The following is a 25407-nucleotide window of genomic DNA, read 5'->3' on the forward strand; positions in this document are numbered from 1 at the left end:
TTAGGCTCCCACCCGACGGGCGCGTATGGACGAACGAATCTCCGAGCACGCCGAGGTGCTCGTCGAGTGGAGCGCGCGAATCGAGGCCGGTGACAACGTCGTCGTCTCGGTCGGCGAGGGCGCACACGACCTTGCAGTCGCCGTCGCGGCCGCGCTGGGCGAGCGCGGTGCGAACGTAGCCACGACCTACGCCTCCGAAGAGGTCCAACGAGCCTACCTTCTCGCACACGATGACGAGTTCGAACTCCCGGAACACGAACTCGCACTGCTCGAAAACGCGGACTCGGTACTGTTCCTCAGTGCCCCCCGGAACACGACCGCAACCGCTGACATCCCCTCGGAGACGCAGCAAGCTTACGGCCGCGCGATGATGGAACTCCGCGAGGCTCGTATGGACACCGACTGGGTCTCTACTGTTCACCCGACGCGCGCACTCGCCCAGCAGGCGGGCATGTCCTACGAGGAGTACACCGACTTCGTCTACAACGCTATCCTCCGCGATTGGGAGGAACTCGCCAACGAGATGGCGAACATGAAAGACGCGCTCGACGCTGGCTCGGAAGTTCACATCGTCAAGGAGAACACCGACCTCACGATGTCTATCGAGGGTCGAACTGCCGTCAACTCCGCAGCCTCCGTCGCCTACGACTCGCACAACCTCCCGTCGGGTGAGGTCTTTACTGCCCCTGTCGAGACGAGCGTCGAGGGCGAGGTGTTCTTCGACGTGCCCATGACGATTGACGGAACTCGCGTCGAGAACGTGCATCTCACATTCGAAGATGGCGAAGTCATCGACTTCTCCGCTGGCGCGGGCGAAGACGCATTGGAGAGTATCTTAGAGACCGACGAGGGAGCGCGCCGACTCGGCGAACTCGGTATCGGTATGAACCGCGGCATCGACCGCTTTACGAACAGCACCCTCTTCGACGAGAAGATGGGCGACACCATCCACCTCGCGGTTGGCCGTGCCTACGACTCGTGTCTCCCAGACGGCGAAGAAGGCAACCAGTCTGCCGTCCACAAGGACATGATTACCGATATGAGCGAGGACTCGTTCATCGAAATCGACGGCGAGGTCATCCAGCGGAATGGGACGTTCCGTTGGGAAGACGGATTCGAAAACTAGAGCATAATCGCTAACCTTTGATTTAGTAAGTAACCGCCTACCAATCCGACCTGCCATGGTATGTTATACTATGGCTCGAATTGGGCGGACACGGCGACGATTCCTCCAACTGGCTGGAAGTGGAGCAGTCGTCAGCATCGCTGGCTGTTTGGGTGGTGGAGATGGCGGCGCACAGGAGACCGAGACGACCACCACTGAGAGTACAACGGAACGCGAAGAACAAGAAGGCCAAGAAGAACGCGACCACGAACAACCACCAGAAGGCGTTTCGAAAGAAGAGTTCGAACACGGTCCGGTTCCTGAGGAGTACCAAACTGCCACCTCCCAAGCGGGAGAAGCGCGGGTCGTCGAGGAACTAGTCCCGAAAGAAGACGTACAGTTCCAAGAAGCGTCCGACGCCGCCGAAGCAGGCCTCTCCGTCGAGGGAAGTAGCTGTGAGAACTGCGCAGAGTTCATCCCCGACAAGAACGGCGATGGCTTCGGAGCCTGTGCGAAAGTCGAAGGCTACATCGCGGCGGACGACTGGTGTGTCATTTGGGAGTCTATCGAGGAAGCAGAAGCAGAGGAAGAAGGCGAAAGCGAAATCGTCTACTAGTCCTGCAACGCCCCACTACTCCTGGGCCACACCGATGTTTTTGAGTGTCCCACCGCACCGTGGGCAGAGTCGTTCGTGGACTCCGTGACCCGAGCGGTAGCCACACGAGACACATTCGTACCACGCGCGTTCGACGAGGGCTTCGGTCGGTCGTTCGACGAGTTCTCTGGTCTCTGCTTCGACCAATTCGGTCGATTCTCTCTTCTTGGTATCGGCTGTCATAGAAGGGGATACGCACTGCCAAACGTTAACTTTTGACACATGCATTTTCAGAGCCGAAAGTCTTGTATTCTGGCATCTCAGGCCATTTCGAGCCAACCGGACTCAAGACCTGTTTTCGACGTACTTTTTATCTGCGACCGTTTTCATCCGCGCATGGCAGAATTCATGGTCGTCGTCGCTGACCCCGAGGCTGGCGACTCCCACCAATTCGACGTTGAAGGACAGGACGCAAACCGATTCCTTGGCCGAGACCTCGGCGACGAAGTCGACGGCGCAGCAGTCGGTCTCGACGGCTTCACCCTCGAACTGACCGGTGGCTCCGACAAGGCAGGCCGCCCAATGCACCCGAAGGTTCCCGGCGGCAACCTCAAGGAAATCCTCGCAGAGGACGTCGACATCGGCTTCAAGGAATCCCGTCCGGGCGAGCGCAAGCGCGTGACCGTCCGTGGCCGCGAAATCAACGAAGAAACCGTCCAGATCAACGCGAAAGTCGTCTCCGGAGACGGCAGCGTCGCCGACGCGCTCGCTGGTGACGACGACGAAGCAGACGAAGAGTAACTAACTTTCACTTCTCCCGTTTCCGTGCCCGAACAACTCCCTTCCGACCACCCGTCAGTCCAGACGTTCCGCGCGAAACTCGCCCGCAGCGGTGGCACTCGCCGCCCCTGTCTGCGAGTCCCCGACGGCGTCTCGGCAACCGACGGCGACTTCGTTCGCCTCCATCTCGACGGAACCGCGTACCACGCACGCATCTCCACAGATGCCTCTGGACTCGTGATTCGCGGCGCGTACGACAACAAGCGCCTCGCTCGCATGCCCGGCGATGGCGAGAACCGTCTCGTCGAATGGTGTCGAGATAACGACCGCGGCCCGGGCGAGGCCGTCGAACTCGACGAACTCGACGGTGGCTACCACTTTGGGCTTCGCGTCCCCGGTGTTCGAACCGTCTACCGAATCACCAAACGCCCGAACGACTCACTCGCCAATATCGCAGAGAAGTTCGGGCGTTCGGACGAGTAGCAAATACAGAAACCCGCCGCTTTTACACCGTGAAACCCCACACGGGTGTATGAGCAAACTGGAGGAATTCCTCGCGGGTGAGCGACTCGACGACGTTGCTCTCTTTTTGACTCAGGAGTATCTCGACAGCCAGGGTAAACTCCCGAACATGGGCGAAGCCGTCGAAAACGGCTACGTCCTCGTCGTCCCCGGTGACGAGGGCCGTCGCGCCTTCGCCGCCGGAACCGGCATGGACGCGATGAAGTTCGCACAGAGTGCGATGGGTGAGAAGAGCGAAATCGACCGCAACCTCGGCGACGGCGTCTGCCCCGATACGGAGACCGACGAGAATCACGAGGCGAAGTTCATCTTCGCGTTCGCCGAAGAAGAGAACGAAGAGGTCGGCGGACTGTACGAAGACGGCGACGTGATTCACGCCTACGCGAAGTGTACCTGTGGGACGGCCTACTCCGAACGCTGGGTCGTCGAGTAATCTATTCTTCCGTCTCTGATTCGTCGTCCTCGGCTGGGATTTCGGCCACGCGCTCGAACGCGTTGAGGATGACGCGCTTGGTCGTCGCGCCTTCTGTCGTCCAGTGGTGCGCGTAGTCGAGCATGTCGTCGTAGATATCGGGTTTACAGCCAGCGGCTTTCGGGTGGCCGCCGCCGTTGACGAGGTCGGCGACTTCGTGACAGCGTTCGAAGTCCTCTGAGCCACGGATGCTGGCGCTTCCGGCAGGCTTGACGATGACGGCGGCGTCGGCACCCTCTTCTCGCAGTGCGTCGGCGACTTCGTTCTGCGAACAACGACCGTAAGTGATGCCGACGGTCCACTCGCCGATGGACTTGAAGTCGGCGCGGCTCACGGCCGCCTCGATGAGCGCCTCTTTCTCGATTCGTCGCTCGGCGATGTACTCCTCGACTACTGCGGGGAGGTCTGCGCCGTAGGCACCGACGATAGCGACGTACTCCTCTTTCGAGGTCCAGTAGGCGTAATCCGCGAGATCCTTGCTTCGTGGGTCTTCGTTCAGCCACAGGTCGTGGTCACGGGTCACGGCTGCGAGTTCGGTGAAGTGTCCGTCGAACTCGTAGTCGAGTTCGCGAAGCGTCACGTCGGTCGAACACTCTTCGTCGGACTCGCCGACGACGAGGTCTACGCCTGCTGCTCGGACCTGTTCAGCAACTTCAGGTTTCCACTGGTGGTGGTCGTACCAGTGAATTTCGCCAGCCATCTCGGCGAGTGCTTCGAGTTCTTCTTCGACGTATTCGTACTTGTCAGGACAGAGGTCGCAGACGTACACGTCGATACCTTCAGGGGCGTACTCGGCGACACGAAGCAGGTCGTCTTCGAGCGAGTAAGGACTCGACCCGACGAGTGCGACGGGCGGATACGTCCGTTCTTCTTCGTCGTCGGCGTCAACGTCCTCCTCTTCTTCTTCGTCGTCGTCAGCCAATCGCTCGGCGATTCGCTCTTCGAAGTCGGCCACGTCGAGGGCGGCGTCGTACATCTCGCGGATGAGTGCGACACAGCCGAGTCCGTCGGCGTCCGTGTCGGTGACGATGGCGACGTCAGCACCTTCGAGTTTGGCTTTCGAACGCTCTTCGGCGCGCTCTTCGTCGAACGAATCGGGGTAGAAAAATCCAGCACCCGGCAAGACAGATTTTCGCGGAAGCGAGAGCCGAGAACTGTCGATGAGTTCGTCTTCCATATCGTCAGGTTGCGCGCGACGGGGAAAACTCCCCCCGATTCTCTTTCAGGATTCCTAGGTCGTCTCGTCGAGAAGCGGGTCAACCGTTCCCGATTCGAGTTGCCGAACCGTCAGAACTGGCACCGGACACGTTCGGACGACGCGCTCGGCGACACTCCCGATGAGGAACCGGTTTTCACCGTGGCGGCCACGAGTTCCCATCGCAACGATGTCCGCGTCAACCTCGCGCGCGTAAGTCGAAATTTCTCCGGCGGGTCGGCCTTCGCGGACGGCGATTGTCACCTCGCGTTCAGTTTCGGCCCGCACGTCGGCGAGCGCCTCTTCGCCGCGTTCAGTCAACGCCTCGCGCATCTCGCTTCGGAGTCGTTCGGGCGCCGTATCGACATCTCCGGCGTCGATAACGTAGAGCGCGTGAACGTCGGCATCGAACCGTTCGGCGAGGTCGAGCGCGACTGTGACTGCCCGGCGAACGCTCGCCGAACCATCGGTGGCGATGACGATGGTGTCGAACATGTTCCCGACTTTGCTTCGCGGTGGTATAAAACCCGCCCGGTGGGGGAGATTTTTTGTCGTCGCCCGACCGACGTGGGGTTATGTCAGCACGCCCGCTTTCTCTCGACCTGATTCTCGTCCCGGTCGACCAAAGCGACGAAGCGATTCGTGCGGCCGAATACGCCGTCGCTATCGCCGCCGAATACGGGGCCAAAGTTCACGCCATCCACGTCCTCGGTGAGGACGTCGTTCGCGCAATCGAACAGGGTGTCGTCGACGAGAATGCCGTCGCCGCAGAAGGAAAAGTCGTCACCGACACGGTCACCGAGATTGCGAACGAAGCGGGCGTCACCATCACCACCTCGGTCGCCTACGGCTTTTCGACGACGAGTAAACTCCTCCACCCCGGGAGCGTCGTCCTCGACACTGCCGAAGAATTAGACTCGGATTTCATCGTCGTCCCGCGCGAACCCGTCACGAGCGACCCCGGCGAGATTCTCGCAAAAGCCGCCGAATACGTCCTCTTGTACGCCAGCCAGCCCGTTCTCTCTGTTTAAGCCGACTCGGCCAGGCGAATCGTCATTTCGAGTTCGAAGCTTTCGGAGTCGCTCGTCTCGAACCCGACACTCTGGTAGAGGCCGACGGCGGCGCGGTTCCAGCGTTCGACGGTGAGCCACACCTTCTCGACACCGTTTTCGCGACCGTAGCCGAGCAGTGATTTGATGAGTTTCGTCCCGATACCTGCGCGCTGGTAGGTCTGGTGGACGAAGATGGCGAGTTCGTAGGCGTCGCCGTCGGGGACGAGCGTCGCATGGCCTGCAACCTCGTCGCCGTCCCAGGCGATGACGTTGTGACAGTCTTCGCCGAGGATGTTCTCGAGCCATTCGCGGATGCGGTCTTCGCGCCCCGGCGGAATCCCCTGTGCGCGGTCCGCCGGGTCGAACGAGTCGTACATCTCGACCAGTGCTTCTAACTCTTCGTCTAACCCGTCGTAGCCTCGGAGTTCGATGGTTCGCTCCTCACGGTCGGAAAACGACTGTGGTGGTGGGTCGAACGGCGAGGCGATACTGTCTGGGTAGATGCGTGTACTCATCGGACTAAGGTGACTGTGATGTGGGAGTTGAGGAGGACGAACTCCGCGATACCCCCAATTTGTATTTTGCCCATCGGACTCGTCTGCCCGCCGCCGAGGACGAGTTGGTCGTAGCCCTCGCTCTCGGCCATATCGACGAGTTCGCTCCCCGGGTCGCCCTTTAGGTGGACGATTTGGGCGTCGATGCCTGCTTCCGAGAGGACGTCGTTGACGGTCTGTTCGATGGACTCTTTCGAACGCTCAGACGCGGGGTTATCGACGATTGCGATGCTGAGGTCGTCCCCTGCTTTCGCCGCCCGTTCTGCTGTCTCTTCGAGTGCCCGGATGGAATCGTCACTGCCACCGATTCCGAGCAGTACCTTCATGAGTGCCACTGTCGTGGCCCGGTTAGAAAACCCTTGCCCGAAATGAGACCCGCGACACCCACGCGGAACGCTTTTCGGCCGTGGTGTGGTAGCCCGCGGTATGACTGACGACGCCAACCGGTTCGATACCGCTGATGTCGAACCTGAGGGTGACGCGGAGCCAACTTCTGAATCCGAATCAGTAGAGACCGCCGCCTTCGACACAGATGGCGACGACGCAGAACCCGTCGTTGACGCCGCCGATGAAGACCACGACGTTGCTGGCGACGAGGGTGATGCTGACACCACCGACAACGTTGACGACGCTCCTTCCGAAGAATCCACGTCCGACGAGTCCGACACCGACGAACCGAGCGTTCCCAAAGATGTGCAGAAGTACGCTCGCTTCAAGAAAGTCGATGGCGCGCAGTACGACCGGGTCAACGACTTCCTTCGGGACCGAACCTACGTCACCGCCCGCGAGTGGGCTATCGCCCGCCTCTGTGCCGACTTCCGAACCGAGACGGGTGTCGAGATGACGAAAATCGGGAACAACCTGCCCGAACTCGTTCCCTTCATGACCGACACCTACACGCCACAGGCAGTCAATCAAGCCCGCTCTGCCTTCCGCGATAAGGTTCGAAAGTCGGGTGCGACGTTCCTCTACGGCGCGATGTCCGGCTTCTTCACTGCCGAAGAGTTGGACGAGATGATGTACGAGGTCACCGAGATTGCGAAGTTCCTGCTCGAAGTCGAGGGCGTTGACCTCTCGGTCGAAGAGGAGTTAGAAGCAGAAGAGCGGATTTCGAGCGTGATGCGTGAAGTCCGCGAAGCGAGCGAAGACCTCCGCGCCGACGAACTTGCAACCGACGACGACTAAGGAAACAGCGCGCTCGGTTCGGACTGGACGAGTTCGACGTGTTCTTCGTATTCGAGCGGCCGGACGTACAACCGCAGTTCTCCCTGTTCTCGCGCCTTCTCGGCGGTCTTTGTCACTTTCTCCACACCGTAGTACAGCGGCACGAGGACGACTTGTTCTGACTCCGGGGCTTCGACGGCCGAGACGGCGAAGATGGTGCCCTTCTCTTTGGCGCGATACACGTCGTAGCGGTCGAAGTCTGCATCCGAAACCCACTCCGAGAGCGCGTCGAACTCGCTCCCGGGAACGAGTACGTCGAAGCCGACGCGGTCGGTCGCATCGGGCAGGTTCGCGGGCGGCATCGGCGTCACGTCGCCGGGGTGGAGTACGAGTGTCTCCCAGCCATCTTCGGCGTACTCGGCGGCCATCGCTTCGGCATCTTCGACCACGTCTTCCCAGCGGTCAACCATGTTTTCAAGCGGGTGGCGCTCGCCCGCGTTCGGCGCGGGAGTTCGCGGCGGCGTTGGCTCGTCGGTCATGCGTGTGGATGACTCGGACGGTCTGAAGTGAAAAGGATTCGCTTGTCTTCGGCCACAAGTGACAGAAGAGGTGAATATTCTCTTTCCGACAGCCGAATCGATGGAGTGGCCCATCCGTTCGAGAACCGGCTATTTTCGGACGTTCTCGCCCGCAACGTCGCCGAACTCCTCGCCGTCCCAGACCATCTCTCCGCGGACCATCGTCCACTCGGGGAACACCCCAGAAAAGCCTTCGAACGGCGTCCATTCGCACTTCGAGTGCAAGTCGTCGCCACGAATCTCGCGGGGCGCGTCGAGGTCGTAGAGCGCGAAGTCGGCGTCTGCGCCTGCTTCGATTTTCCCTTTCTTCGGGAGGTCGAACACGTCTGCGGGATTCGTCGCAACCACGTCGCGGACGCGTTCGAGGCTGAGTTTGTCGTCCACTGCGGCACCGAGGAGGAGCGGAACCATCGTCTCGACGCCGGGGACGCCGCTCGGGGCGTCCAAAAGTGACTGTTCTTTCTCTTCGACCGTGTGGGGTGCGTGGTCGGTCGCAACCATGTCGATTCGGCCATCGGCGAGGCGCTCGAACATGGCTTCACGGCGCGCTTCGGAGCGGAGTGGCGGGTTCATCCGCCCGTAGGTTCCCAACTCGCTGAGGTCGTCGCGCGAAAGAAAGAGATGGTGCGGCGTGACCTCACAGGTTGCGTCGCCGTCGCGGGCGGCATCGACACCTTCGGGCGTACTCGTGTGGGCGATGTGAATCTGTGCGCCCGCCTCGGCACCGACGCGAGCGGCGCGTTCGACGGCGACTGCTTCGGCTTCGGCACTGCGGTAGGCGCTCCACGAATCTGCATCTGCGTCGCGGCCGACACCGCCGAGGCCGCCTTCGATAGCCGATTCGTCGAACAGGTCGGCGTCTTCGGCGTGGACCGTCACCGGGATACCCGCATCGGCAGCGCGGGCGGCGGCGTCTGCGAAGAGGTCGGCTTCGATGCCCATGTCGCCGGTCGAATCAGCGAGGAAGACCTCGCCGAGGGCGAACAGTGGTCGCTCGAAGAGGCTCTCGGGGTTCCAGTCGGGCGTCACGCCGCCGTTGATGCCGTAGTCGATAATCGACGTCTCGGCACGTTCGGCTTTGGCGTCGAACCCCTCGCCGGTGGTCGTCGTTGGCGTCGTGTTTGGCTGGTCGACGACCGTCGTCACGCCGCCTGCGGCGGCACTCTTCGAACCGGTTGCCCACGTCTCTTTGTGTTCGAATCCCGGTTCGCGGAAGTGGACGTGTACGTCGATTGCCCCCGGCAGCAACAGGTTGCCGTCGGCGTCGATGACCGTCTCACCCTCGACTGCATCGACGTCGCCGACGGCAGCGATTTCGCCGTCTTCGACGCGTACGTCCACCACGCGCCCGTCCGCGAGCGTCGCGTTCTCGATTCGCATACCTGCGGGTGTGACGTGTCGCATCCTAAGTCCGGCGGTTGTCTCTCAGCGTGTCTCGGCATCGACGACGACGGTCTCTGCCTCGCCGACGAACACCTGTTCGAGTGCCTCGCAGACGGCATCGGGGTCACCGGGGCCGCCAGCATCCGCGACGCTCCCCACTGATTCCGGGTCGAACGGAACGCCAAGTGCGTCGTATATCGGGTCGAGGACGGCGGCGATTTCGTCGCGGTCGCTGACGATGACGACCCCCGAGACGAGCGCGGCGGATTTGACGATTCGTTGGGCGAGTCCCGAAATCTTCCCGCCCGCTTGGACTGAGTGGTCACCCGGACAGTACGATTCGGGCGGTTCGCCTCGTCGAGCGGGAACACCGAGCGTTCGGAGCGAGCGAATCACGGCCGTCGCCCCCGCCTCGTAGCGGTCTTCTAAGCCCGCTCGTGCGTCTTCGAGCGGGATAGCGTGTGCGAACGCGACAGTGGTTCCGGTGTAGGCGACGGCGCGGCCGCCGACAGAGCGCTCGATGGCCGGGAACCCACGCGACTCGGCCACAGCGGCGGCCTCGTCGTACCCTTCTGCTCGGGTATCACGGCGGCCGAAGGCGATTTGCCGGTGAGGAGTCCACGCCCGAAACGCGGGTTCACCTGTCTCTGCCGTCTCGCTGAGCATCGCTGCGGTGACCTCGCGGTCGGTCGTCGGGTCGGGTCCGCGGCCGCGGATGACACGCATATCACATCGAAGACGCTCGATGTATCTAAGCGCACCCGTCCCGTTCGCCCACTCATGATAGGCCTCCCTGCGGCCCTCATCTCGCGCTACGAGCGATTTTCGCTCTACAACTCGCCGTATCCCGCACACGACCACCGCTGTGCAATCGACCTCTATCTCGACGACCCCCTCGCGTTCTCACCCGTCGCCGGTGTCGTCCGCGAGACGCGGACGGTTCGCGCCCCGAACAAATCCTACGCACACGACGACGAGTATCTGATCCTCATCGACGTCGATACCGAAGCGACGGGATTGGAGTGGGGCCGAGCGGACACTGACGACGGCGAGGACGGACCGGACGACGGCCTCAGCGGACTCGTCGCTCGGATACTCCACGTCGAACCGACCGTCGAATCGGGTGACGAACTCGACGTTGGCGACCCACTGGGGCGTCTGGTCAGGTCCGGGTTCTTCGCCCCGTGGGTCGCAAACCACATCCACCTCGGCTTTCGTGGAGCAGACGCGAACCATCATCGCGCCCGGGGGTCGCTCCCACTCGCTGTCGAGAACGACGTGACTCCGCTCTCGTGGGATGGCCGAGGCACAGTTGTCGAAACCGGTGAGACGTACGTCGTCCTCGACGAACCCATCGACCGGTCGGGTTCAGGGTTCGTCGGCATCGCCAGCGACGAAGGCGCTGTTCTCGACGGCGGACTCGCACACTACGCTGCAGGTGGTACGCTCTCTGCGGTTGCTGACGGCACAGACTTGTCGCTCTTTGGGACACCTGTCGGGACCGTCTCCGACGGTGATATTCCGTGGGCAGATATCGACGTGCTGGCAAACGGTGAACGCGTCACCGGGATTTCGCTATTCGCATCACAAATCGAGTTCGGCGCGAAAGTCGTCTGCCCAGACCACGAGTTCGTCGTCGGTGACGAACTCGAACTGTCGATTGCCCCGAGTACGTCGCCGATTCGACTCGGATAGTTGGAATGGTGTGATTTCGACTCGAAGTAGGGGGGTTCAAAAGGCGGCAGTTCAGACGCTCTCGAGTCGAATTGGGCGACCCACCCCACGGCGGTACCTCACGCGTTCAACCACACCCATGCCAATTCCTGAATTTAAATGGCTTCATGGTGAAAGGCCGTAGATTAGAAAATAATATGCGTCTGTCCTCCTACTTTTTGGATGTTCGTTAACCGGTGAGCGATATATGTGTGACATACAGGATGGCCATCGCCAATCCAATTTTCAAGAGGAATGAATAGCGAGGAACGAACGGGGTATGAAGTCGAACTGCGTTGTCCGGTAGAGAGCGTCTATCTGGGTCAGATACTCCATAACTTAGATGTCGAGATTACACTCGTTCAAAGCGTTCCAGTCGCTCCAATCCCGATTCCATATTTCTACGTCCGCGGGCCGGACGTAAGCGAAGTGGACGACCTACTCGACTCTCACGACCAGATTTCGAACTTCGAACTCCTGTCTGAACGTCCGAAAGAGCGACTCTATCAGTGTTCGTGGACCCCGACGCAAGACGGGTTGGTATCGACTGTGCGTGACTGTGACGGCATCGTCCGAAAGATGCGGGGGACCACAGAAGGGTGGACCACGTCTATCTTCTTCGCGACTCACGAGTTGGCGACTGGATTTTACGAGCGGTGTCGAGACCGCGACCACGACATCGAAATTCTTCGCGTCCAGCGCGGTGACCTCGATGGCAACTCTAGCCCCAATCGAGGGCTTTCGACAAAGCAATTAGAAGCAGTTCGACTCGCCTACGAACAGGGCTATTTCGAGACGCCGACGGAGACGACACTCACCAAGCTGGCCGCTAATTTCGATATCTCAGAACAGGCACTCTCCCAGCGACTCCGACGGGCGACCCGCCGAATGGTCCAGTCTCTCGTCGACGACGTGGTTGATGAGGAACTGGGTGAAAATTCATCGTCCGACTAGTAGAACACCGGTTCGACGCAACGAACGCACTTCGTACGCCATCACGCCAAACGGGGTGTTCGTGGGACGTGAATGTCGGGGCAACTGTCAACTCTCTGCATTCACACAGCGAATCTCCCGTGCCTCGACAGTTTATATATGTAAATGTACTAGATGTCTTTACTGCTTTATATTACAAACTATTTATTAGACCATGCGAAGGCGTCGCAATACGACGAAACAAAATTTCTAATTTCTAGATATGTTGGCGGGGTGCCATTTCTGACGAAATGTCCTGCGACTGCGTTCCCGAGAACGAGCATCTCGTGGGGGTCCAAACCGAGAATGTGCCCCAGTGCGAGTCCGGCGTTGAAGTGGTCTCCAGAACTCGTCGTGAGAACCGGGTCGTCGGTACGCGGCACCTGTACTGACGCAAGCCCGTTCGCATCGACGAGGTGTGCAGCGTCGATACCGTGGCCGACGAATCGCGTGACTCCGAGGTGTTCGAACGCCGCTTGTGACTCAGCTACGAAGTCGCTCTCGGGCGCACCTACGAGTTGAGCGAGATACCGCGTCTCGTAGCGATTCGCCGAGACGGCGACATCTACGACGTCGTCGAGATTCGACACCTGTTCGACGCCCTCGGCAACCACGTCCGACTCTCGTTTTCGAAGGTCACCGGGGTCGAGAAGTAGCGTCTCTGGTGGGTCCGAGAGCGTGGGCCACAGTTCTTCGCGCAGGCCACGCGCAACGTCGGGGAGTTCGGGCATCTCCGACCAGTAGCCCATTCCAAATAGGTCACTGCCATCGATGAGTTCCGCGAGTCGGTCGATGCCGACGCGCGATTCGATTGCGTCCCAATCGAGCGTCATCAGGGTGCCAATCTCGGTGAGCATCAACTTCCCGTCGGTGAACTCGACGGCATCGGTGTACCCCGGCGACCCAATCGACTCCAGTGTGAACTCGCCAAACTCTTCGATAAAGGGGTCTTCTGGAGGGTGGCCGAGACACCCGACGATTGCCGGGTCGAACCCGAATTCGCCGAAGGCACGCGCGAGATGGCTCACGTGGCCACCGGTTCTGACTCCCCGTTGTATCCACTCGAAACTGAGCGAACTTTCAGCCTCGATTGAGCTGTTCACACGGTCGGCGAAGGCATCCAACGTCGAAACACGGTCGAACTCCGTTGCGGACTGTCGCTCCGAAACCACCTCTCGGACCCGGTCGATATACCCGTCGAAGCCGAAGACGACGCGCCCGCCCTCCACAGTCGGTGGCAACGTCTCGTGACACGACTCGACCGCTCGTGTCGTCTCCTCATCTGGGCGACTCATATTGTGGCGTTCTCTCGCCCAGCGGTTAGGCGTTTACACTGTCGGTAACGTTCGCGGACCTCATCGGTTAGGTTCCGTCGTGATTTCGAACCGTGCCCCACCGTCAGCGCCGTCTTTGAACCAGATGCTCCACCCGTGGGCGTTCACGATACTCTGGACGATATTCAGTCCAAAGCCAGTTCCCTCGCTCCCGGTCGTGTAGCCTGCTTCGAAAATCCGTGGTCGGTTGTCTGCATCGATACCGGGGCCGTCGTCTTCGACGTAGAACCCTTCCCAGTCTTCGAGGGGCCCGATTTGGACCGTCACGTCGTCGCCGCCGTATCGAATCGCGTTCGACAGGAGATTTTCGAGGAGTTGTCGGAGACGCCCGGGATGTGCATCGATGGTGACGGCCGTTTCGAGTTCGAGGGTCGCACCCGGCGCACCTGGTGAGACGATGTTCCACGCTTCGAGTGCGGACTGTGTGACCGAGACGGATTCGACTTCTTCGACGCGCTGGCCGTTTCGGGCGAGCGCCAACACGTCCTGCACGATTGCCGACATTCGGTCGTGAGCCTCGCTAATTCGGTCCAACTCGGGGGTATCACACGACTCTCTGGCGAGTTCGAGATAGCCCATCGCGACGTTGAGTGGATTCTGTAGGTCGTGTGAGACGGCGGACGCGAACGATTCGAGTTGTTCGTTCTGTCGGGCGAGTTCTGCTTCACGTCGGCGCAAGAGTTGCTCGCGCGCTACTCTATCGAGTGCGGCTTTCGTGTTCGAGGCCAGCACTTTCGCGAGTGGGCGTCGATGGTCTTGCAACTGCGTTTCGTCGTCTTCGCAGATAACGAGGACGCCGTGGTCCGGAATCGAGACGAGTAATTCGGCGTGTGTCTCATTCACCGACGTCGTTTCGTTCCACGCTCTCGACGTGACGCTCGAGAATAACCGGTCTTCACCCGATTCGAACACCGTCCACAGTCGCCCGGGATTTCGGCTGACTGGCGTGATGTCCTCTGCGAGTTCCGATGCGACCTCAGTTGCGGCGGTCGGAACGAGCGTGTCGGTCGCTTCATCGTAGAGAAATACGCGATTGATGTCGAATGCAAGCGATTCCGCGGAGACCGATGAGACGATTTCTGCGACCCCCTTACGAGTCGTTTCGGCGCTGAGTTTTCGTGACGCTGTATGGAGGGCGTTGAGTCGTCGTTCGTACCGTTTTTGTTCGGTGACGTCGGTCGATATACCGACCGCACCGGTTACTGACCCATCGTCTTCGGTGACGGGTGTGATTGCGAAATCGACGATACGCATTCCACCGTCTCTCGAAATCGGGACTTCGAACCGCTCGCCATCGCTCTCTCCGGCGAGAATCGCGTCGAAAACCGACTGGATATTGTCGTATTGTGCATCGGTGATGATGCCACTCTCGACGGCAACCGAGATCGGCTCGCCGAGGAACGACTCGCGTGGAACGCCGACGCGAGACATGGCGGCATCGTTGACGTACTGGAAAACCCCATCCGCATCGACGACGTACGCACCGAGTTCGATGTTCTCGATAATCGTCTCGTACTGTTCGAGCTGCGACTCTCTGCGCTGTTGTTGGGTAACGTCGCGCGAGGTGATGATAAACCCGTTCAGAGGCATCCCAGTCTTCCGATTACCAACCGATTCTAACCACACCCACGACCCGTCTGCGTGCTGGTGGCGATATCGATACGGCTCCCCAGTGACGTCGTCGCCTTCGAGCGCCCCTTCGTACGCGCGTTCGAGTTCTGGACGGTCATCTGGATGGACGTACTCGAACGCGGAACTGCCGACCAGTTCGTTCTGTTTGAACCCCAGCACAGATTCGACGGCTGGACTTTGATATCTGATTTTCCCGCCGATATCGACGAACGAGACGATATCTTGAGTGTTCTCGACTAGCGCGCGGAAGCGTGCTTCGGTCCGGCGCTGTTCTGTCACGTCACGAATCGACACGAGTACGCCGTAGTTGTCGTGATACTCGACGTCCTTGACGTTCGCTTGGCAGTGGTGTGTCTCGCCGTCGTCATCGACGACGCGAACGTCGTAGCTTTCGGGTGCGCTCGACCCGGCACGCCGTCGTTCGGCTATCCACGAGACGCGTTCGCGGTCATCGGGATGGATAACGTCGAGAAGCGGCGTCTCGCTCAGTTCGGCGTCGTCGAGGCCAGTCAGTTCTGTTAGTTTTCGATTCCAGAATTGAAAGTCACCGTCTTGGGCGATGAAAATCGCGTGAAAGCTCTGTTCGACCACTGTCCGATACAGCGAGTCTGGTTCGCCCGGCGACGACCAGTCTGCAAATTGAGTTGCGCGCTCGATGCGGGCGGCGAGTGCTTGCCGCTCGCTTTCAGAGTCGGGTTGGTCGATAATCGACGCCCCGTTTTTGACGCCCTCGTGTTCGGTCTGTGCGTCTTCACCGCTCGTGACGAAGAATACGGGGACCGACCCGACGTGTGTTTTGACGCGAGAGAGAAACCCGGTATCGAACTCTCCGACGACGACGACACAGTCGGGAGTCTCTGTCTCCATGTCGAATACCCCATCCTTCTCGGTCTGTCGCTCGACACGGAGGCCACGGTCGGCCAACGCGGCGTCGAGTTCGGATGCCGCCTCGGGGGCGACGAGAAGGACACGGAATCCCTGCATACGTGTTGACCCACGCCATTCGGTATATATCCCACGCCCAGTGAGACATCGAACTCGATTTCGACCGTCCGACGACCGTCGCTTACATGACACCGGGCCACTTCAGTCGTGCCATGACAGAGGAATTTCCTCCGGAGGCCGCCACTATCGTCCAGCGGCACATCGAGGAGGAACACGGCTATCTCTCGTGGCTCAACACGCAGGTCGATTCCATCGCACGCGGCCGTCTCGTGTTGACCATCCCGTACGACGAGAAACTCACAAACACGGTGTCGCCGCCGACCATTCACGGCGGTATCGCGGCCACACTCATCGACACCGCGGGCGGGATTGCGCTTCGAACCATGTTCGACAACCCGCTTTCGGGCGGTGTCGCCACTATCAACCTCAACGTGAACTACCTCCGCCGTGCCTCGGGTGACCTCACCGCCGTCGCCGACGTTGTCCGTGCAGGCGGCAGTGTCGGCGTCAGCACGATTACTGTCGTCAGCACCGACCCCGAAGCGGACGAAGACGTGGCCGCTCGGACGACTCCAGCGACGGAGTGGGACGACGCGGTTGCGACTGGACAGGGTGCGTACCGACTCTTCCGCGAGTAACCTCGACTCTCTCTACTACTCGAATTCGATACTGTCCAGTGTCGCAGTCTCGCCGAAGAGCCACTCGGCGTGTTCGACGGCGTACTCCTTGTGGGCGTCTTCGAGCGACCCGATGGCGTCGGTGACGAGAATTGGGCGATAGTCTCGAACCCCTGCACTTCCGGCAGTGTGGAGGACACAGACGTTGGCGAGCGTTCCACAGATGAGCAAGTTGTGGATGCCACGGGCGGTAAGCCAGCCGTCGAGTTGTGTCTCGTAGAAGGCGTCGTAGGTGTGTTTCTCGACGATGAGGTCTTCGTCCCGAACGTCGAGTTCGCCGAGGAGTTCGGCGTCCCACGTCCCTTCGACGACGTGTTCACCCCAACGGTCGAACTCGTCGTAGTAGTGGGCGTCGTCGAACTGGTCGGGTGGGTGGACGTCACGGGTGTAAACGATGCGTGTGCCTGCTTCCCGGGCCGCCGCGACCAACTCGATGACGGGTTCGATTGCTGCCTCACTTCCCGGTGCATAGAGGCTCCCGTCGGGGTGGCAGAATCCGTTCTGCATATCCACGACGATAACGGCCGTCTGCGTCGGCGAAAGTTCCATACCACCTATTCGAGGGGGACGACCAAAATGATAGCCGCGCACGCAGTTGTCGAACTGGTTGCAGGGACAAACTCGTCGCTACCCAGGAGAATCGTGTGTGAGTGAATCAGACAAGCTACTTCACTGTGCGGTCTAAGGGTGATGTATGCGAAAGACCGGTCTCCGCGCGCTTCTCGTGGCCGCCCTCCTCGTCCTCGCAGGCTGTGCAGCACCTACCTCTGCGCCCGCTGGACCAGCGCCGTCCCAAGAGACGACTCAAACTGCAACTACGGAGCGAGTCGGGTTCGAAGACCCCGATAGGGACGTTCTCGGCTGGGAAAACGGCTACTGGTACGACGAATCGATAGACGTGAATCAGTCCGATGGCCTGAGTGATGCCGAACTCGAAGCCTACGTCGCCCGGTCGATGGCTCGGGTCGAACACATCCGCCAACTCGAATTCAAAGAGACAGTGCCCGTCGAGGTCATCTCGCGCGACGGCTACCGGCAGGAGAGTGCGAACTTCTCTGAGTCACCCACGTCTGAGTTCAATCGCTGGAACGACCAGGTGTGGGAAGCGCTCTTTATCACCGGTGAGCGAGAGAGCAGTTCGACCGCAATCGGGAACACGACCAGTAGCGCCGTTCTCGGCTTCTACTCTCCACAAGCAGGCGAAATCAAAATCGTGACTGACACGCCCGAGACGGTGACCATCGACAATGCCACGCTCGCACACGAACTGGTTCACGCCCTCCAAGACCAGCACTTCGACCTAACGAGCGAGCGTTTCTCGGGACAGACCCAAGACGGTGACCTCGCTATCGACGGCATCGTCGAAGGCGACGCTTCATACGTCGAAAAGCAGTACACTGAGCGCTGTACTGCTGGCGAATGGGAGTGTGTCAAACCGCCTGCCGCGAGCGGTGGGTCGGGCTCGGGTAGCTCGGGCGGCGCTGGCCCCAACCTCGGCGTCCTCTTGACTATCTACCAGCCGTATTCGGACGGCCCGGTCTACGTCCATTCGCTCTACGAACAGGGTGGCTGGGAGGCAGTCAACGACGCGATGCGTAACCCACCGGTCTCTTCCGAGCAGACGATTCACCTCACCGACGAGGAACCGGTCCCAATCGAGTTCGAGAGTACCGCGACGAACGGCTGGGAGACCTTCGAGAATCAGGGCGAAGGCGGCTCTGACACCGTCGGCGAGGCGTCTATCTACGCGATGATGTGGTACCAAGCGCGGATGAACGGCGCAGATACGATAAACATCCGTGGCCTGCTCGATACGAACGACCAGTACGACACGTACAACTACGACGCCAAGCCCTCCGCAGGATGGGGGAACGACCGCGTGTTCCCCTACCGGACCACCGGGAGCGCTGACACCGAGTACGGCTACGTCTGGGTGACCGAATGGGACAGCGAACAGGATGCCCGACAGTTCGAGACTGCGTATCTGAACATCCTCCGTTCGAACGGCATCGAGCAACTCGATAACGGCATCTACGTCGTCCCAGACGGCGAGTTCAACGACGCCTTCCGTGTCGTCCGCGACGGCACACGCGTCACCATCGTCAACGGCCCAGAACCCGAAGACGTTGACCAGATTCGACCCGAACTCGCGTCCTAAGCCTCGACAAGATACTTAGCTGTCACCTCTCATTGGGTGACATGGTTCGCTTTCTCTTCCCTGTTGCTCTCCTCGTAATTCTCTCGGGGTGCGTGGGCGCGCCCGTTGCGACTGACGATGTGACGACGACGTCATCGGTGACGACTACAACTACCGACACACCGACCGAGACGACGACAACTCAGACAGCCACAGCAACCCCAACTACGACTGCCGTCACTCCAACGACGACGACATCAACTCCATCGTACACTGGTTGCAATGCGAGTCTCTACGTCGATACCGTCGAGTCGGTACCGGACGATGAACCGGTGGTGCAGTACAGTGAACTTCCGGTTGACCGTCGTTCAGAATTCGACCACGCACTGAGTGGCAGTGTGACGTTTTCGGAACAAAGCGAGGCGTATTCATATTGGGTGGAATTGCGGTACGTCGAGAAAGACGGCCAGACGTTCACAAATGCAATCGCAATCTGCTAACCCGCCGAACCGCTTTTCACCTCTCCCGCGCAGGTTCGCATAGATGCGGTCACACCTCGCACCGATTCTCGCCGCCCTCCTTCTCGTCGTCTCGGGGTGTGCCGCGCCAGTCGCCGACCCGACACAGTCGCAGTCAACTGATTGGTCGTGGCCGGACGACCCGCCGACGGACAGACTCGGGTGGGAAAACGGTTACTGGCACAACGAGTCAATCGATATCGACCAGTCCGATGGACTGAACGCGAGCGAACGCGAGGCCTTCGTCGCCCGGACGATGGCACGGGTCGAACTCGTCCGCGAACTGGAGTTCAAAGAACCGGTCCCCGTCGAAGTCGTCTCCCGCGAGGCGTACCAAGCGCAGTCTGGCACACCGACAGACCCCGTTCACGCCGATTGGAACGACCAAGTCTGGGAGTCGCTTCTCCTCGTCGGCGAAGACCGAACCATCGAGGAGGTGTTCGACGACCTGTATGGTGGTGCCGTCCTCGGGTACTACGACCCGACTGAGGACCGAATCGTCATCGTCAGTGACAGTCCCACACCGGCTATCGAACGCGGAACACTCGCACACGAACTCGTACACGCACTCCAAGACCAGCACTTCGGACTCGACGCGTCGCCGCCGACACAGGATATGCAACTCGCCGACAACGGCCTGGTCGAGGGCGACGCGCGCTACGTGGAGTATCTCTACGCCGACCGCTGCGGCGACGAATGGAAGTGCGTCCCTCGCCCAGAACGAGCGGCCTCTGCTGGCGGTTCGTTCGACTTCTCGGTATTCCTCGTCATCTACACACCGTACAGCGAAGGACCGACGTTCGTCTCCGACCTCCGCGAGCGTGGTGGGTGGCAAGCGGTCAACGACGCCTACGCCAACCCCCCTGTTTCCACTGAACAACTCCTGTCTCCCGGGAGCTATCCCGACGAACGACCGGTCGAAGTCACAATCGAAGACCGTTCGGACGAGACGTGGACGCGCTTCGACCACGAACCGGTCGGCGATACAGTGGGCGAAGCCTCCATCTACGCGATGCTCAGGGCGAATCGTGCCATCGACCGCAGCGACCTGCAACGAAATACGGGCGCATACTCGCCGTACAACTACACGAGTGGACCGTCGTCGGGGTGGGCGGGTGACCTCGTGGTCCCGTACCGCCCCGCTGACGACACTGTGGCCGCCGAAAACCCCGACCAGCGTGCCTACGTCTGGCGAACGACGTGGGACACCGAGGCCGACGCGGAGAGCTTCGAGACTACCTACACGAGAATCATGCTCCAACTCAGGATGGGTGCTTCCCGTGTCGCGCCGAACACCTACGTCATCGACGAGGGGCCGTTCGCGGACGCCTATCGCGTGACACGAGACGAGAACACGGTGACCGTCGTCAACGCACCGACCGCGGAAGAGTTGGACGCGGTCCACTCCACGAGCGATTGAAGAAAATTCCTCTTCGACCCGCCGGACCGATTATGTAACCTTTTCATCGCGCGGATGGAATACACAGGAAATGACCGAGTTCGACATCGTCGGTCCCGAAGCCATCCGCGAAGGCGACGCGACCGACGCCTACTTCAAGCGGACTGAGGCCACGCTTCGGCACGCGGGGAAGAACCCCCACGTCGTCGCCGAAGTGACCGCAGACCAGTTCCCCGACGGGGAGTTCGAGGTGTTCGCCGGAGTGAAAGACGCGGCGGCACTGCTCGAAGGCCACAACCTCGATGTCGATGCCATCCCCGAGGGATGCCTCTTCGACGGTGGCCCTGTCATGCGAATCGAAGGAAAGTACCTCGATTTCGCGCGCCTCGAAACCTCGCTTCTCGGCTTTCTCTCGCACGCCTCGGGATGCGCGACGGCCGCGCTGGAAGCACGTGTCGCCGCGCCCGACTCTATCGTTCTCTCGTTCGGCGCGCGTCACGTCCACCCGTCTATCGCCGCGATGGTCGAGCGAAGCGCGCTCATCGCCGGACTCGATGGCTTTTCGCACGTCGCCGCCGGGGAGATTCTCGGCCGCGAGGCCAGCGGGACGATGCCTCACGCACTGATTATCGCCTTCGGCCGCAACAAGCAGGAAGATGCCTTCCGCGCCTTCGACGAAGCAGTCCCCGAGGACGTCCCACGGGTCGCACTCTGTGACACCTACGGCGACGAAGTCGGTGAAGTCCTCTCGGCCGTCGATGCGCTCGGAGACCACCTCGACAGCGTTCGGCTCGACACGACCTCGTCGCGTCGCGGGAACTTCCGCCACATCGTCCGCGAGGTTCGCTGGGAACTCGACGCGCGCGGCTACGAGGATGTCGGAATCTTCGTGAGTGGCGGCCTCGGCCCCAAAGAACTGCGTGAACTGCGCGATGTCGTCGCCGGATTCGGCGTCGGCGGCTACATCTCCAACGCGAACCCGGTCGATTTCGCACTCGATATCGTCGAAGTCGAGGGTGAACTCGCGGCCAAGCGCGGCAAACTCTCGGGGACGAAGGAAGTGTACCGCACTGCCGACGGTGGACACCACATCGGCCTTCGTGGACAGGACGCACCCGACGATGCGACGCCACTGCTCGAACCGCTCATCCGCGATGGCGAACTCGTCCGCGACTTCGATATCGACGCGGCGGCCGACTATTCGAAAGCGGACGCCGAACGCGTCGGTTTCGGCGCGGAGTAGACACTCTCGTTTTCAGTCTGTTACCGGACCAGCGATGCACTGCATTGCATCAGGTCCGAACGACGCGTGAAAATTTCAGAACGCGTCTACAGCGCTTCGACGCTACCGCCGTCGTTGCGCTCGCGGAAGACTTGCCCTTCGAAGAGGGTGACCATCGTATCTTCGTCTTGCCACGCGAGCGGCGACAGGCCAGCCTTACGGCAGGCGTTGGTCAGCAGTTGTTCTTTCGACCAACCGAGTTCGACGGGCAGAGTCGGATACATCCATCCGTGCTTGCCACCGGCGTCGATTGCGACCCCGTGGGTACCGATTTCGAGGTCAGCAAGTGGGTCGTTAGTAAGTGTATAATTCTTAACGATACAAACGGAAATGTTCAGGTTCGGGAGTTCGGGAGCTTCGATTTCGGTCTGACACGAGTCGCCGGATGCGGCTTTGATTGCGGCATCGACGATGGCGTGGCCAAGTTGGTCCTTGCCACGATACGCGCCAGCACAGCCACGGAGTCGCCCGCGACCGCGTGTTGACTTGATTCGGACAAACGCACCGGTTCGCGCGTAAAAGGCATCCCGCATGCTGCCTGGTTGTTCTCGTTGTCCATGGAGAACGTACGATTCTACCGATTCCCGCGCCAGTTCGACCGCCCTCGCCCCATCCTCGTAGGTGAGCTGCACGGTCTGCGCCTCGGACATATACCACATGAAGGCCCCAAGCGACTTCAACGCTTCCCCTTCGTGTTAATTGGATGTTATTTGTAGTTGTGTAGTCATTAACATACCCATAAACGGGTTTTCGACCATCGTAATCGAACCGCTTATCCACGGGACGAGGCTACCTTACGACGGCAGAGAGAGCCCGGCTTCCGTGCCCGCGACGGGCATGAGGAAAGTCCCCCCACCGTCCGGATAGGTGACCGGGCGCAAGCCCGGAGTCGGAGACGGCTGGCTCTGGAACAGAAACGAGACCCCTCGACCCGACCAATGATGTGCGCGCGACGACCATCGGTCGTTGCCGGTACGCCTCGTGCGTACGCGAACTGACCCGAGAGGGAAGGGAGATAACCCACAGAGGAGGGGAGATGACATCGTCATCTCCGACGGGAAGCGGCGTAGCCGCGACCCACGAGACGGCACCGCCGTCTCACTGACGGTCGAGAATGGATGGAACGGCGAATCCTCACTGGTGCAAGTCCGCGCCGCGAAGGTAATCTGGACGGCACGCTCGGGTTCGCCCGACGTGCCCTCGGACGTCTTGTCTGAGGAGGACGCGGACGCTTAGCCGAATGCTGGGACGAACAGAAGGGGGCTTACTCCTCTCAGCCACTTTTGACCCGTGAGCAACGGCGTTGGGTGTACCAAGACGTTCTCGGTCTCGGACTTGTTTGAGAAACCCTCATGCTGGTTCATCACTCCTGAGTAGGTATGCGTCTCCTCGTCTGCTGTGTTGTCGCCCTCGTTCTTCTCGCAGGGTGTGTCGCGCCTTCTGCGGTCGGTCCGGACCAACAACGAACCCAAACGCCGGACTCCGCCGCTGTCGCAACCGACGAGGCGGCAGAGACCGAGGCGGCCATCTCACAGCGTTCGACGGGACCGTGGGGGAGTGACCCCGTTATCGTCGCGGTTTCGGCACCAAGTGACGGCAGAAACTACACGATGCTGGTCGAAGCGGCGACGACCTACTGGGAGACCGAGGATTCTCGCTATCTTGGCTACGAAATCGACTACGAGGTGCAGTCGAACGCGACTAACCCGGACCTCATCGTCAGTTTCGGCCCGGAAGTTCCGGGCTGTAGCGGCCACAACGAGGCCGCAGGGTGTGCGCCCTACATCACCGACGGCTCTCAGATCGACCGGCCAATCGAAGTGTACATCAAAACCGGATTCAGCAACGATTCGACGACCGAAATCGTCGCACACGAACTCGGTCACACGCTCGGGTTGGCTCACGGCGACGAGCCGACTCGACTCATGAACTCGACGAGCAGGCTCTACACGCTCCCGCAAATCAACGCGACCGACCGACCGTTCCCGTGGACGCACACCGATTTCGCCGTCTACATCGACGACTCGGACGCGAGAGACCCAGACGGAAGTAGGGAACAGGTCGAACAGGCGCTCGACTACTACGAAGACGGTTCGGAGGGTATGCCCGATAATCTCACGTTTAGGTACGTCTCCGACCCAGCCGACGCCGACATCGCGATCTCCTTTACCGACACGTCGCCGTGCGGTCCCGACGCTGGGTCGTGTGCGAGTATCGGCGGCTACGACCCAGACGGTGACGGCGCACTCGAAACCTACGACGGACTCCGAATCGTCCTCGTGGACCTCGAAACCGACGCGGTTGGCTGGCACGTCGGCTACTGGGTGGCGCACTACTTCGGCGCGGAAGCAGATTCAGAGAAACCCGAACCGTTCCGCTCTGCGACCTACGAGGAACGTCGAAGCGAGTGGTGGGCGTAATTCACGGACGGTGACATGATTTAAAACACCGGCAAGGTAACTTTTCCACGACGTGCCCTCCGCTGATTCGCTCCCGCCTGCAACCGTCATTTCGTGGTCCAGCGACGCGTCGGACTGGGTTGCAGTACTCCTTCGCTACAGTGTTCTCGGACTGCTCGGTGGGATGGCGTTGCTCGCGATGCTGCTGATTCTCTTGATAATTCCCGGTCTCGTCCGAAATGGCGAGTACGGCGTCCTTATCGTTCTCGCCGCTGCGGTGGTTTTCGGCGGCCCCGTCTCGCTCATCGTCATCGCTGCTGCCGTCTCACGCGGCAAACTCACACAGGTGTTTCCCAATATCGAGGCGTTTCGGCTCGTTCCCTCACTCTTGGTGTCTGTGGTTGGTGCCGTCGTCATCGTCGTCGTTGCACTCTTCCCGCCACTGCTGTACGTCGCTTTAGTGCTGGGTGTCGCCCTCGTAGTCATTCGATGGGTTCGACACGGGACCGGAACCATCGACGTCGAAGCCAAGACGTTCACGATTCCGAAGAACGAAGCCGCAACGTTCGAGTACAACCTCGATGGACTCCGTTCGTTCTCGACCTACCGCGTCGCCGATACCGCACTCTTCCGACTCCGATACGTCGGCACGAAAGGACTGTCTGGCCCGTCGTTCATCTCTGCTCCGTCCGACCGGGCTGACCACGTACGCGTCGCACTCACGTCGATAGCCGAAGAGTCGGACACGGATACGAGTGTCTCGAAAGCAGCAGCAGCGGTACTCGCGGTGTTCGGCGTCGGCTCTGTACTGCTCGCACTCGCGCCGTGGGTCCTGCTTCGACTCGGCAAGATTCCCAATGCAAGCGGTGGCATCGTAGTGTATATCTCGTTGTTCTTGGGAACGTTCGGCGCGTTGTTCCTCCTCCTCGCGTTTCGTTCGCAACGATGAAATCCCAACTTTGCGGCCAACCAGGGCCACTGCCACCGAGTTCTTTTACT

The 25407-nt window shown here is 60.5% G+C and carries 28 protein-coding genes and 1 other RNA gene; 17 read left to right on the forward strand and 12 right to left on the reverse strand.

What is annotated here, in order from left to right:
- Positions 1-25: 25 nt before the first annotated feature.
- Positions 26-1126 (forward strand): aminopeptidase, encoded by a 1101-nt coding sequence (locus ACK509_RS09700; protein WP_410766336.1) that lies wholly within the window; start codon positions 26-28, stop codon positions 1124-1126.
- Between the two features lie 70 nt (positions 1127-1196).
- Positions 1197-1721, forward strand: a complete 525-nt coding sequence (locus tag ACK509_RS09705; RefSeq protein WP_410766337.1) for a high-potential iron-sulfur protein — start codon at positions 1197-1199, stop codon at positions 1719-1721.
- 15 nt (positions 1722-1736) lie between these two features.
- Here ACK509_RS09705 and ACK509_RS09710 read toward each other — a convergent pair whose 3' ends face one another.
- Positions 1737-1943 (reverse strand): rubrerythrin-like domain-containing protein, encoded by a 207-nt coding sequence (locus ACK509_RS09710; protein WP_410766338.1) that lies wholly within the window; start codon positions 1941-1943, stop codon positions 1737-1739.
- 153 nt (positions 1944-2096) lie between these two features.
- On the opposite strand from ACK509_RS09710, the gene ACK509_RS09715 reads away from it, so the two are divergent.
- Genes ACK509_RS09715 through ACK509_RS09725 form a run of 3 tightly spaced genes read left to right on the forward strand, consistent with a single transcriptional unit; the run spans position 2097 to position 3435 of the window.
- Complete coding sequence (locus ACK509_RS09715; RefSeq protein WP_410766339.1) at positions 2097-2501, forward strand: 30S ribosomal protein S6e; 405 nt, start codon at positions 2097-2099, stop codon at positions 2499-2501.
- A 24-nt stretch (positions 2502-2525) separates the two neighbouring features.
- The gene (locus tag ACK509_RS09720; RefSeq protein WP_410766340.1) at positions 2526-2963 is read left to right on the forward strand and encodes a hypothetical protein; all 438 of its coding nucleotides are present in this window, start codon (positions 2526-2528) and stop codon (positions 2961-2963) included.
- A gap of 49 nt (positions 2964-3012) precedes the next feature.
- Positions 3013-3435 (forward strand): DUF5807 family protein, encoded by a 423-nt coding sequence (locus ACK509_RS09725; protein WP_410766341.1) that lies wholly within the window; start codon positions 3013-3015, stop codon positions 3433-3435.
- A gap of 1 nt (position 3436) precedes the next feature.
- On the opposite strand, the gene ACK509_RS09730 is transcribed toward ACK509_RS09725, so the two are convergent.
- Both ACK509_RS09730 and ACK509_RS09735 read right to left on the reverse strand, forming a co-directional pair.
- Positions 3437-4651 carry a DHH family phosphoesterase gene (locus ACK509_RS09730; RefSeq protein ID WP_410766342.1) on the reverse strand — a complete coding sequence of 405 codons (1215 nt, stop codon included), beginning with the start codon at positions 4649-4651 and terminating at the stop codon, positions 3437-3439.
- A gap of 54 nt (positions 4652-4705) precedes the next feature.
- Positions 4706-5164 carry a universal stress protein gene (locus tag ACK509_RS09735; RefSeq protein ID WP_410766343.1) on the reverse strand — a complete coding sequence of 153 codons (459 nt, stop codon included), beginning with the start codon at positions 5162-5164 and terminating at the stop codon, positions 4706-4708.
- An 80-nt stretch (positions 5165-5244) separates the two neighbouring features.
- On the opposite strand from ACK509_RS09735, the gene ACK509_RS09740 reads away from it, so the two are divergent.
- Positions 5245-5700, forward strand: a complete 456-nt coding sequence (locus tag ACK509_RS09740) for a universal stress protein (RefSeq protein ID WP_410766344.1) — start codon at positions 5245-5247, stop codon at positions 5698-5700.
- Here ACK509_RS09740 and ACK509_RS09745 read toward each other — a convergent pair.
- On the reverse strand, positions 5697-6236 hold the full coding sequence (locus ACK509_RS09745; RefSeq protein ID WP_410766345.1) for a GNAT family N-acetyltransferase: 540 nt from the start codon (positions 6234-6236) through the stop codon (positions 5697-5699). The genes ACK509_RS09740 and ACK509_RS09745 overlap by 4 nt on opposite strands.
- Positions 6233-6601 (reverse strand): universal stress protein, encoded by a 369-nt coding sequence (locus ACK509_RS09750; protein ID WP_410766346.1) that lies wholly within the window; start codon positions 6599-6601, stop codon positions 6233-6235. Before ACK509_RS09750 ends, ACK509_RS09745 begins: the two co-directional genes overlap by 4 nt.
- Positions 6602-6701: 100 nt before the next feature.
- Here ACK509_RS09750 and ACK509_RS09755 point away from each other — a divergent pair, with 100 nt between their 5' ends.
- Complete coding sequence (locus ACK509_RS09755; protein WP_410766347.1) at positions 6702-7460, forward strand: DUF5806 family protein; 759 nt, start codon at positions 6702-6704, stop codon at positions 7458-7460.
- Here ACK509_RS09755 and ACK509_RS09760 read toward each other — a convergent pair.
- The 3 genes from ACK509_RS09760 to ACK509_RS09770 all read right to left on the reverse strand — a co-directional run bounded on the left by ACK509_RS09760 (position 7457) and on the right by ACK509_RS09770 (position 10126).
- Positions 7457-7978 (reverse strand): hypothetical protein, encoded by a 522-nt coding sequence (locus tag ACK509_RS09760; protein ID WP_410766348.1) that lies wholly within the window; start codon positions 7976-7978, stop codon positions 7457-7459. The genes ACK509_RS09755 and ACK509_RS09760 overlap by 4 nt on opposite strands.
- Before the next feature lie 129 nt (positions 7979-8107).
- A complete protein-coding gene (locus ACK509_RS09765; protein ID WP_410766349.1) occupies positions 8108-9397 on the reverse strand; it encodes a dihydroorotase in 1290 nt (429 codons plus the stop codon).
- Positions 9398-9442: 45 nt separating this feature from the next.
- Entirely contained in the window at positions 9443-10126 is a 684-nt protein-coding gene (locus tag ACK509_RS09770) for a biotin/lipoate A/B protein ligase family protein (protein ID WP_410766350.1), read from the reverse strand.
- Positions 10127-10180: 54 nt separating this feature from the next.
- On the opposite strand from ACK509_RS09770, the gene ACK509_RS09775 reads away from it, so the two are divergent.
- Complete coding sequence (locus tag ACK509_RS09775) at positions 10181-11095, forward strand: hypothetical protein (RefSeq protein WP_410766351.1); 915 nt, start codon at positions 10181-10183, stop codon at positions 11093-11095.
- A 273-nt stretch (positions 11096-11368) separates the two neighbouring features.
- On the forward strand, positions 11369-12067 hold the full coding sequence (locus ACK509_RS09780; protein ID WP_410766352.1) for a helix-turn-helix domain-containing protein: 699 nt from the start codon (positions 11369-11371) through the stop codon (positions 12065-12067).
- A 179-nt stretch (positions 12068-12246) separates the two neighbouring features.
- Here the strand turns inward: ACK509_RS09780 and ACK509_RS09785 are convergent, their stop codons facing one another.
- Together ACK509_RS09785 and ACK509_RS09790 are read right to left on the reverse strand one after the other, a co-directional pair.
- Entirely contained in the window at positions 12247-13380 is a 1134-nt protein-coding gene (locus ACK509_RS09785; protein WP_410766353.1) for a hypothetical protein, read from the reverse strand.
- A gap of 60 nt (positions 13381-13440) precedes the next feature.
- Entirely contained in the window at positions 13441-16035 is a 2595-nt protein-coding gene (locus ACK509_RS09790) for a PAS domain S-box protein (protein ID WP_410766354.1), read from the reverse strand.
- 113 nt (positions 16036-16148) lie between these two features.
- On the opposite strand from ACK509_RS09790, the gene ACK509_RS09795 reads away from it, so the two are divergent.
- A complete protein-coding gene (locus ACK509_RS09795) occupies positions 16149-16634 on the forward strand; it encodes a PaaI family thioesterase (RefSeq protein WP_410766355.1) in 486 nt (161 codons plus the stop codon).
- A gap of 15 nt (positions 16635-16649) precedes the next feature.
- Here ACK509_RS09795 and ACK509_RS09800 read toward each other — a convergent pair whose 3' ends face one another.
- Positions 16650-17222, reverse strand: coding sequence for a cysteine hydrolase family protein (locus ACK509_RS09800; RefSeq protein WP_410766356.1), 573 nt, complete (start codon positions 17220-17222; stop codon positions 16650-16652).
- A gap of 145 nt (positions 17223-17367) precedes the next feature.
- Between ACK509_RS09800 and ACK509_RS09805 the strand changes: the two genes are divergently transcribed.
- The 4 genes from ACK509_RS09805 to ACK509_RS09820 all read left to right on the forward strand — a co-directional run bounded on the left by ACK509_RS09805 (position 17368) and on the right by ACK509_RS09820 (position 21970).
- Positions 17368-18831: an Hvo_1808 family surface protein gene (locus tag ACK509_RS09805; protein ID WP_410766357.1), complete on the forward strand. Its 1464-nt coding sequence runs from the start codon at positions 17368-17370 to the stop codon at positions 18829-18831.
- A 41-nt stretch (positions 18832-18872) separates the two neighbouring features.
- Positions 18873-19310, forward strand: a complete 438-nt coding sequence (locus tag ACK509_RS09810; protein ID WP_410766358.1) for a hypothetical protein — start codon at positions 18873-18875, stop codon at positions 19308-19310.
- A 43-nt stretch (positions 19311-19353) separates the two neighbouring features.
- Positions 19354-20748, forward strand: a complete 1395-nt coding sequence (locus ACK509_RS09815) for an Hvo_1808 family surface protein (protein WP_410766359.1) — start codon at positions 19354-19356, stop codon at positions 20746-20748.
- Between the two features lie 70 nt (positions 20749-20818).
- On the forward strand, positions 20819-21970 hold the full coding sequence (locus tag ACK509_RS09820; RefSeq protein ID WP_410766360.1) for a nicotinate phosphoribosyltransferase: 1152 nt from the start codon (positions 20819-20821) through the stop codon (positions 21968-21970).
- Positions 21971-22056: 86 nt separating this feature from the next.
- On the opposite strand, the gene ACK509_RS09825 is transcribed toward ACK509_RS09820, so the two are convergent.
- Positions 22057-22659: a TIGR00296 family protein gene (locus tag ACK509_RS09825; protein ID WP_410766361.1), complete on the reverse strand. Its 603-nt coding sequence runs from the start codon at positions 22657-22659 to the stop codon at positions 22057-22059.
- 151 nt (positions 22660-22810) lie between these two features.
- Between ACK509_RS09825 and rnpB the strand changes: the two genes are divergently transcribed.
- The 3 genes from rnpB to ACK509_RS09840 all read left to right on the forward strand — a co-directional run bounded on the left by rnpB (position 22811) and on the right by ACK509_RS09840 (position 25357).
- An RNA gene (gene rnpB, locus ACK509_RS09830) (RNase P RNA component) lies at positions 22811-23288 on the forward strand.
- A 100-nt stretch (positions 23289-23388) separates the two neighbouring features.
- Positions 23389-24429 (forward strand): zinc-dependent metalloprotease family protein, encoded by a 1041-nt coding sequence (locus ACK509_RS09835; protein ID WP_410766362.1) that lies wholly within the window; start codon positions 23389-23391, stop codon positions 24427-24429.
- Positions 24430-24481: 52 nt separating this feature from the next.
- Positions 24482-25357, forward strand: coding sequence for a hypothetical protein (locus tag ACK509_RS09840; RefSeq protein WP_410766363.1), 876 nt, complete (start codon positions 24482-24484; stop codon positions 25355-25357).
- Positions 25358-25407 lie beyond the last annotated feature (50 nt).

The organism is Haloferax sp. DFSO60 (assembly GCF_046557615.1).
Classification (GTDB): domain Archaea; phylum Halobacteriota; class Halobacteria; order Halobacteriales; family Haloferacaceae; genus Haloferax.